General features: G+C 59.5%; 4 protein-coding genes and 1 pseudogene. 4 read left to right on the forward strand and 1 reads right to left on the reverse strand.

Features of this window, described 5'->3' with window-relative positions:
• Positions 1-240: 240 nt before the first annotated feature.
• Positions 241-5685, forward strand: coding sequence for an AAA family ATPase (locus EVC45_RS42900; RefSeq protein ID WP_129964133.1), 5445 nt, complete (start codon positions 241-243; stop codon positions 5683-5685).
• A 470-nt stretch (positions 5686-6155) separates the two neighbouring features.
• Here the strand turns inward: EVC45_RS42900 and EVC45_RS42905 are convergent, their stop codons facing one another.
• Complete coding sequence (locus tag EVC45_RS42905) at positions 6156-6377, reverse strand: transposase (RefSeq protein WP_129964134.1); 222 nt, start codon at positions 6375-6377, stop codon at positions 6156-6158.
• An 83-nt stretch (positions 6378-6460) separates the two neighbouring features.
• Between EVC45_RS42905 and EVC45_RS42910 the strand changes: the two genes are divergently transcribed.
• From EVC45_RS42910 to EVC45_RS47380, 3 genes and pseudogenes are all read left to right on the forward strand, one after another.
• Positions 6461-6907 carry a transposase gene (locus EVC45_RS42910; RefSeq protein ID WP_248295500.1) on the forward strand — a complete coding sequence of 149 codons (447 nt, stop codon included), beginning with the start codon at positions 6461-6463 and terminating at the stop codon, positions 6905-6907.
• Positions 6904-7239 carry an IS66 family insertion sequence element accessory protein TnpB gene (gene tnpB / locus EVC45_RS42915; RefSeq protein ID WP_136624689.1) on the forward strand — a complete coding sequence of 112 codons (336 nt, stop codon included), beginning with the start codon at positions 6904-6906 and terminating at the stop codon, positions 7237-7239. Before EVC45_RS42910 ends, tnpB begins: the two co-directional genes overlap by 4 nt.
• 64 nt (positions 7240-7303) lie before the next feature.
• A pseudogene (locus EVC45_RS47380) lies at positions 7304-7474 on the forward strand (IS66 family transposase); the annotation flags it as partial.

Below are 7474 nucleotides of genomic sequence, written 5' to 3' on the forward strand. Positions count from 1 at the left end.
ATGAAGTAGAAGTAGTTTTGTCGGGCATTGCAACACCTTATACGAGATAAGTGTTGCACCTCGCTTTTGAGGCCGCCGGCACGCAAGGTGCGATGCAAGTGGCCATTGCGGCGTCGCGGCGCTATTGTGCAACAGTTACCCTATAGTTCTGACCGCGTAGCCGTAGCACTTTATGTAGACGAATTGGGCTGCGTCCCTTGATACGATCAGGGATTGAACTTGACTAGTGAAAGACGGCAGATGAACGATCCACATGGCTCTGACACAGGCTTCAGTGTCCACATCCTTTGGGAGGATGCAGAGCGCACCTTCTGTCGCGTCCGGTCCACGAGCGGCAGCGATAGCCTCCTGACTCTCCGGACCACCGAGGAACATCCCTCAATCGCCCTTCTCGAGCGCCTTGCTCACGAATTCGCGCTGAAAGAACAACTGAATGGTACGTGGGCGGTGCACCCGATAAAGCTGGTACGCGAAGATGAACGGATGGCACTGGTGTTCGAGGATCCGGGCGGCGAACCACTTGAGCGACTGGTGGGCGCGCCTCTCGGGGTGGAACGTGTTTTGTGCCTCGCCGTCGACATTGCCGCGGCGCTTAAGAAGCTCCATCGGAGTGGGCTCGTTCATAAGGATTTCAAGCCTGCCCATGTTCTAGTTAACTGCACGGACAGCAGGCCGCGGCTCACAGGATTTGGGATCGCTTCACGACTGCCCCGCGAGCGGCAATTTCCACAGCCACCCGAAACGATCGCCGGCACACTACCCTTCATGGCGCCCGAACAGACCGGGCGGACGAACCGCTCGATCGACTCTCGCAGCGACCTCTACGCGTTCGGGGTTACGCTTTATCAAATGCTCACGGGGTCCCTACCGTTCACTGCTGCGGATCCGATGGAATGGGTACATTGCCATCTTGCGCGTAAGCCGGTGCCTCCGAGAGCACGGGTAGACACGGTCCCCCTCCCCGTCTCAGAGGTTGTCATGAAACTGCTCGCCAAGGCGCCCGAGGAGCGGTATCAGACGGCGGCTGGCGTCGAGCGGGATCTGCGGCATTGCCTGACCGAATGGCAGCGTCAACGCCACATCGATCCCTTTGTGCTAGGCGAATACGACATGCCCGACCGCCTCCTGATCCCTGAGAAACTCTACGGGAGGCAGAGGGAGGTAGATGCATTGACCACTGCGTTCGATCGCGTGGTCAGCACTGGCATCCCTGAACTCGTGCTTGTCTCCGGGTATTCGGGTATCGGCAAATCCGCAATCGTCCATGAACTGCATAAGGCACTCGTACCATCGCGCGGGCTCTTCGCGTCGGGCAAATTCGACCAATACAAGCGCGACATACCCTATGCGACGCTCGTGCAGGCTTTTCAGGGCCTGATCCGGCCGCTACTCGGGGAGCCTGACGCGGAACTCGCAACCTGGCGCGAGACGTTGATCGGGGCACTCGGTCCTAACGCGCGACTCGTGACCGATCTGATCCCCGAGCTCAGGCTGATCATCGGCGATCCCCCGCCCGTTCCAGAGCTCGAGCCAAATCAGGCGCGCCGCCGTTTTGAAGTCGTCTTCCAGCGCTTTCTCGGCGTTTTTGCGCGACGTGAACATCCGCTGGCACTATTTCTTGACGATCTGCAATGGCTCGACGCCGCGACGCTCGACTTGCTCGACAGGCTCCTTGCGCGCTCGGATCTGCAGCATTTGATGGTTATCGGCGCCTATCGCAGCAATGAGGTAACTCCCGGACATCCGCTGCTGCGCAAGCTTCAGACATTAAGGGCGGCCGGCGCAAGGCTCGACGAAATTGTTCTCGCGCCTCTCGCTCGTGAGTACGTAGAGCAACTGATTGTCGAAGCGCTTCACTGTGAGCCGGCACGTGCGGCTCCGCTTGCGCATCTCGTGCATGAGAAGACGGCGGGCAATCCGTTTTTCGTCATCCAGTTTTTGCGCGAGCTTGCCGATAGCGATCTGCTGAGCTTCTCCCATGACACGGCCTGTTGGAGCTGGGACCTGCCCCGCATCCACCGCAAGGGGTACACCGACAATGTCGTCGACCTGATGGTGGCGAAGCTAGTGCGTCTACCGGCGTCAACGCAGCGCACCTTGCAACAGCTTGCCTGTCTCGGCAACACCGCCTCCTATATGATGCTGCCTAAAGTCCTGGGCGTCTCGGAGCAGGAAATCCGGGCGCGGCTGAAGCCGGCACTCGAGCAGGAGTTGGTCGAGCAACTAGAAGACGCCTACGGGTTTGTACACGACCGGGTGCAGGAAGCCGCCTATTCGCTGATTCCCAAAGACTTGCGTGCTAACACCCATCTGCGTATCGGACGACTACTCGCGGCGCAAACTCCCGCTAGCAAACGGGAAGAGGCGATCTTCGATATCGTCAGTCAGCTCAACCGTGGCACGGCGCTGGTGAGATCCAGGCAGGAACGCCAACAACTGGCCGCCTTTAACCTGATCGCCGGCCAGCGAGCCAAGGCGTCGACAGCCTATGCGTCCGCGCTCACCTATCTCACTTCTGGCGCAGATCTCCTTCAGGACGATTGCTGGGAACGCAGGCACGAACTGATCTTTGCGCTACAGTTGAACCGGGCCGAATGCGAGTTCCTCACCGGGCGGCTAACGGATGCGCAAGAGCGGCTAGGCATGCTGTCAAACCGCGCGACGAACGCGGTCGACCAGGCGAGCGTCGCGTGTCTGCGAATGGATGTTTACCTGACTCTCGATCGGAGCGATCGCGCGGTCGAAGTTTGTCTCGATCACCTCCGTCAAGTCGGCATCGACTGGCTGGCACACCCTCACGAAACCGACGTACGGCGGGAGTACGAAAACATCCGGTCACGGCTTGCGGGCCGGCCTATCGAGGCGCTCATCGATATGCCATTGATGACGGACCCGGCGTCCCTCGCGGTGACTGATGTGCTGAGCAAGCTCCTGAGACCCGCCTGGTTTTTTGACGCGAATCTGGCGTCTCTCGCCATATGCAAAGTGATCAGTCTTAGTCTGGAGCGTGGCAATTGCGACGCCTCGTGTTTCGCGTATGTGATGTTCCCGCGGATCGCCGGGCCACGCTTTGGCGATTACCGCGCTGGAGTCCAGTTCGGCCAACTCGGTTTCGATCTTGTCGAGCGCCGCGGACTCAAACGTTTCGAGGCGGTCACGTATCTCTGCTACGCGCTGTATGTCGTGCGCTGGACGAAGCACGTGCGCTTCAGCAGCGAAGTGCTGCGCCGCGCGTTCGAAGCAGCGGTCCGGACCGGAGACCTTCTGTCTGGCGCCTATACATGCTGCCATATCGTTTCGGACCGACTTTTCGGCGGTGATCCGTTGATCGATGTCGAAGTCGAAACTGAACAGGGCCTCGCGTTTTCCAGGAAGGCACGTTTCGGCCTGGTCGTCGATAACCTCACCACGCAACTCGCGTTGATCCGGATGCTCCGCGGCGTCACACTGAAATTCGGCCATTTCGACTACGACGAGCTCAACGAGCTCCGTACGGAGCAGCACCTGTCCTGCAACCCCGCGCTCGCGACGGCCGCGTGCTGGTACTGGATCCGGAAACTACAGGGAAGATTCCTTTCAGGCGACTATGTGGCCGCCATGAACGCGGCATCGATCGCACAACAGCTACTTTGGAGTTCGTCGCCACACCTGGAGGAATGCGAGTACCATTTTTACGCCGCTCTCACACGGGCCGCATATTTCGACCGGGCGCCAGCCGAGGAGCGACAGGAGCACCTCGACAGCATCGCCGCGCATTGCCGTCAACTGGAGATCTGGGCGAACAACTGTCCGGCAAATTTCGGCAATCGGGTGTCCCTGGTAAGCGCCGAGATGGCGCGCCTGGAAGGCCGTGATGCCGACGCGATGCGGCTCTACGAAGAGGCCGTCCGCCTCGCGCGCGCAAACGAGCTTGTACACAACGAAGCACTTGCCAATGAACTCGCATCCGTTTTCTACGCGGCGCGCGGGTTCGACAAAATTGCCCGTGTCTATTTGCAGGATGCGCGACGGGGATACCGACGCTGGGGGGCCGAAGGCAAGGTGCGCCAACTCGCCGAACTGTACCCAGGTCTAAGGGACGACGAGCGAGCACCTGGACCGGGCAGCACGATCGGAGCGCCTGTCGAACACCTCGACCTTGCTACCGTCATCAGGGTGTCGCAGGCTGTTTCCGGAGAGGTTTTCCTCGACAGATTGATTGAGACGATCATGCGTACCGCTATCGAACAGGCGGGAGCGGAGCGTGGATTACTGATTCTTTCGCATACAGGAGAACAGCGGCTCGCAGCGGAAGCCTGGACGGACAGCGACAAGGCATGCGTCCAATTGCGTGATGAACCCGTGAGCGCGACCATGATTCCTGAGCCTGTTCTCTACGATGTGTTGCGCACAGGGGAAAGTGTCATTCTCGATGATGCTGCGGCCGATCCCAGGCTCGCGACAGACCCTCATATCCTGCAGTACCTGACTCGTTCCGTCTTATGCCTGCCATTAATGAATCAAGCGAAGCTGATCGGGGCCTTGTACCTCGAAAACAATCTGATCACCCGAGCCTTCGCATCGACCCGGATTGCACTGCTGCGACTGCTCGCGTCGCAGGCGGCGACCGCGCTCGAGAACACCCGCCTGTACCGCGACCTGCAGGAACGGGAGGCCAGGATTCGCCGCCTCGTCGATGCCAATATCATTGGCATCATCGTCTGGAATGCCGCCGGCGACATTCTCGAAGCCAACGACGCCTTTCTGCGCATGGTGGGATATGAGCGAGAGGATCTTGCGTCAGGATGCCTCCGCTGGAGGGATCTCACGCCAACTGACTGGCAGGAAAGCAGCGAACGGGCTTTGGCCCAAATCAGGAACCACGGCGACGTTCAACCCGAGGAAAAAGAATACATGCGGAAGGATGGCAGTCGTATACCGGTCATGGTCGGTCGCGCTGCTTTCGACTGTAGCGGGAAGGAAGGCGTTGCTTTTGTAGTTGATCTCACGGAGCGCAAGGAAGCAGAGCACCGCTTACGCGAGTCCTACGAGATGATGCGTGAACTTGCCTCACATCGCGAGACGGCTCGCGAGGATGAACGCAAGCACATTGCGCGGGAAATGCACGACGAACTCGGACAACACCTTACCGCGCTTCGCCTGAGGGCGTCGATATTGCGCATGAGGCTTGGCGCGGATCGCCCGGATCTGGTCGAGCATACGCAGGCGCTCGTTTCACTTGTGGATGTAACGATGCAGGTGGTCAGAGGCGTTATCGCGTCGCTGCGCCCCGCAGCGCTTGATTCCGGTATTGCAGCAGCGCTCGAGTGGCTCGTGGCCGATTTCAACCGTAACGGCCGGACGGTCTGTCATCTTAACTTGCAGGACGAGAATATCGCCGTAAGCGAGGATCGCGCTATCGTCCTGTTTCGCATCGTTCAAGAGGCGCTGACCAATGTCGCCCGACACGCTGCGGCCAGAAGAGTGGTCATCGCATTAGAGCGAACCCCCGATGCTTGCCTGCTAGAAGTGCACGACGACGGTTGCGGATTCGATGTACTGGCAACGAGAAAGACGTCATTCGGACTGGCAGGGATGGAAGAGCGTGTTCTCATGCTGGGCGGTGCGATCGACGTTATCAGCTCGCCGGGGGCCGGCACCATGATCAAGGTGAGACTTCCTGACAAGTTGGCGATCGAAAGATAGCCGTTCAGAGCATACATATAACGCCTGCGCCAGCTCGACGTGCTGAGCCCAACGTCCGGAAGCCGTGCGCGCCGTAGATCCGGAACCCGCCGTTCTGAGGTCGGTCGGAAAAATGGAAGCCAACGTTTTGTAAAATCGAGAAACGGTTCGCGGCCCATCAGCGAACGCGGGAAAGTTCGGGCCCAACGCCTACGGCAACATCTCGAGGAACGTCGGGCGCGACTCTCATCGTGGCGCGGGGAGTGCTCCCCTTCAAGACGCCGAATAGATTCACGCAAGCCAACCACAAAATCGGAATCAGCGTTGCAAAAACGGGGAGGACCATAGATTCTTGTTGCCGCTAACGAAGGCTTCGACAGCCTTGCCCGGCATCAGTCGAACCTTGTGACCCATCTCAATCAGCCGCCGTGCCCAATGCTGCGCACCTGCTTTGTTCGGCAGGGTAGGCGCCCAGTTGGTTGCGGACGCAATTAGGCCTTTTTAACGCACTGCGCCTGGCCAAAGGCGTTCCATTGGTTGATCAGGTTGGCGATGACGCGACCTTCCTGAACCTGTGATGCCGTGCGGCGGGTCAGCAGCGTGTCGCCGAGGCAGCGTTTGATGCGTGAGAACTGCGCTTCCACACGGGCACGCAGGCCGTATCCATATTTGTTCTGGAATGCATATTGTCCTTTTTCCTTGGGCGGCCTCAAAAGCGAGGTGCAACACTTATCTCGTATAAGGTGTTGCAATGCCCGACAAAACTACTTCTACGTAAGCACCCGGTGAAGTCATCTTGATCGGCAAGTCGTGCCGCCCGACGATCATGTCCATTCAAATTTTAAATGGACAGGTGTACACGATGGACGAAGTCGAGGTTGTACCGGATGTCGTTCAGCCGACACGGCGCCGGCGGCATAGCAAGGAATTCAAGGAGACGGTCATTCGGGCGGCAATGCAGCCGAACGTGTCGATTGCGGCCGTGGCACTGCATTACCGGTTGAACGCCAACCTGCTGCGTAGCTGGGTTGCGGCGCGGGAGGACCGCGATGCCGCTGAAGCGGCCCGACAGGAATTGAATGTCTCGTCGCCGGAATTTGTGCCGCTGCAGATGCAGAATGGCGTTGCAGCGGCGACGCACATCGAGATCGAGGTACGCAGGGGCGCGACGGCGATCACCGTGCGCTGGCCACTGTCGGCCGCGAGCGACTGCGCAACGTGGCTGCAGGGGTGGTTGCGTTGATTCGCATCGATGCCATCTGGCTCGCGACGGAGCCGGTCGACATGCGCGCCGGTGTCGATACGCTGCTCGCACGCGTGGTCAAGGTGTTCGGGTCAGTGAGGCCCCATCATGCCTACCTGTTTGCCAATCGGCACTCGACTCGAATGAAGGTGCTGGTCTACGATGGCCTGGGCATATGGCTTGCCGCTCGGCGGCTGAACAAGGGGCGCTTCGTCTGGACGAACGGCGAGCAGGCGGTGAGCGTGGGGCTGAGCCCTGAACAGCTTCAGGCTCTGGTGATGGGACTGCCGTGGCGCACTCTCGCACCGGATCACGCGATCACGGTGGTTTGAGCCCCGTAAGTACGTAAACTGTTTCCCTTGCTGCATCGCGCGCCGCTCTGGCAGACTGGTCGCCATGGACATACCCGCCAATCTCGATGCCCTCAGTACCGAACAGATACGCGAACTGAACGCGAAGCTGATGGCCGAGATCGCCGGGAAAGAAAGAGAGTTGCAGTACCGGCAAACACGTATCGACCAGCTTACGCACGAACTCTCGGTCATCAAGCGGCAGCAGTTCGGCAGG

The organism is Paraburkholderia sp. UYCP14C, assembly GCF_004197395.1.
In the GTDB taxonomy this organism is placed as follows: domain Bacteria; phylum Pseudomonadota; class Gammaproteobacteria; order Burkholderiales; family Burkholderiaceae; genus Paraburkholderia.